The sequence below is a fragment of the Rhodococcus sp. R1101 genome (genome assembly GCF_000278445.1).
Classification (GTDB): domain Bacteria; phylum Actinomycetota; class Actinomycetes; order Mycobacteriales; family Mycobacteriaceae; genus Rhodococcus; species Rhodococcus gordoniae.
The window spans coordinates 1-1,463 of the sequence record NZ_AJVB01000699.1 but is presented as its reverse complement, the minus strand read 5'-3'; the positions used below and the strand labels follow the sequence as shown (position 1 = coordinate 1,463).

Sequence of the window (1,463 nt, the reverse complement as noted above, 5' to 3'; positions counted from 1 at the left end):
GGCGGTGGCGAAGGCGATGAGCCCGACCGCCGAGACGATCGCGATCAGACGCGTGCGCTCGACCCGCACACCGAGGGCCTGCGCGGCGTCGTCCCCGAGCTGGACCATCGACAGGTTGCGGGTCTGCACGAGCAGTACCGGCCCGAGCACGGCGAGGGCGACGACGACGGGCACCGTCGCACCCCACGTCGCGCCGTTGAGGCTGCCGGTGAGCCAGCGCATCGTCTCCTGCAGATCCCAGGTTGCCGCAGTGCTCAGCAGATAGGAAGTGACGCTGTCGAGCATCGCGGCGATGCCGATGCCGATGAGGATCAGGCGTGTGCCCGCCACACCACCGCGATAGGACAGGCCGTAGATCAGCAGGGCCACGGCCAGACCGGCGACGATCGCGAAGATCGACACGCCGGTACCACCGAGGCCCAGCACGATGATGGCGAACGCCGCCGCGGCACCGGCCCCGGAGCTGATTCCGATGATGTCGGGGCTCGCGAGCGGGTTGCGGAGCATCGTCTGGAAGGTGATGCCGCCGAGCCCGAAGCAGACACCGGCGACCACCGCGAGGACCGCGCGGGGAAGTCTCAGGCGTCCGACGGTGAAGGTCGCGCCGGCCACGTCCTGTCCGAGGACGACACGCAGCACGTCCGCGGGCGGATAGAACGTCTTGCCGAACATCAGATTCGCGGCGAAGGCTGCGGCCACGAGAGTCGCGAGCACGGCGATGACGAGGTGTCGACGCCGTCCGCGCCGCACTCTGCCGGCGGCGAGTTCGTCGATGGCGGGTTCGGTGGTGGCCAGTGTGATTGTCACAGTTCGCGCAGTTTCTGCCGTCGGACGATGTACACGAAGAAGGGCGCCCCGATGAGCGCGGTGATGATGCCGACGTCGATCTCGGCGGGTCGGGCCACGATGCGGCCGACGACATCGGCGGCGGTGAGCAATCCTGCACCGACGAGAGCCGAGAACGGCAGCAACCACCGGTTGTCGATGCCGATGAGCAACCGGCACAGGTGCGGCACGACGAGACCGACGAACGCGATGGGACCGGCGATCGCGGTCGCCGCCCCGCACAGCAGGACGGCACCGAACGAGGCGACGCCACGGGCGAGAGCGACCCGTTCGCCGAGACCGGCGGCCATGTCGTCGCCGAGTGCGAGGGAGTTGAGGCTGCGCGCCGACAGCAGGCAGACGGCGAAGCCGACGCCGAAGAACGGCAGGGCCTGCGAGATGGCCTCGAAGTTCGCTCCGCCCACCCCGCCGATCTGCCACGACCGCACGCTGCCCGCGATGTCGCCGCGGGGCAGGATGACGGCGGTGACGAACGACGCGAGCGCCGCCGAGGTGGCGGCACCGGCGAGCGCGAGTTTGAGGGGTGTCGCTCCCCCACGGCCGAGCGATCCGATCGTGTAGACGAACAGTGCGGCCGCCGCGGCACCCACGATCGCGACCCAGATCATGGAGGTCTG

At 69.8% G+C, this 1,463-nt stretch carries 2 protein-coding genes; both read right to left on the bottom strand.

Going from position 1 to position 1,463, the window contains the following annotated elements:
* Positions 1-807, bottom strand: an 807-nt coding sequence (locus R1101_RS0123365; protein ID WP_016935598.1) for a FecCD family ABC transporter permease, incomplete at its 3' end; no start/stop codon positions are given.
* Positions 804-1,463: FecCD family ABC transporter permease (locus tag R1101_RS0123360; RefSeq protein ID WP_016935597.1), on the bottom strand; the 660-nt coding region annotated here is incomplete at its 5' end. The genes R1101_RS0123365 and R1101_RS0123360, both read right to left, overlap by 4 nt.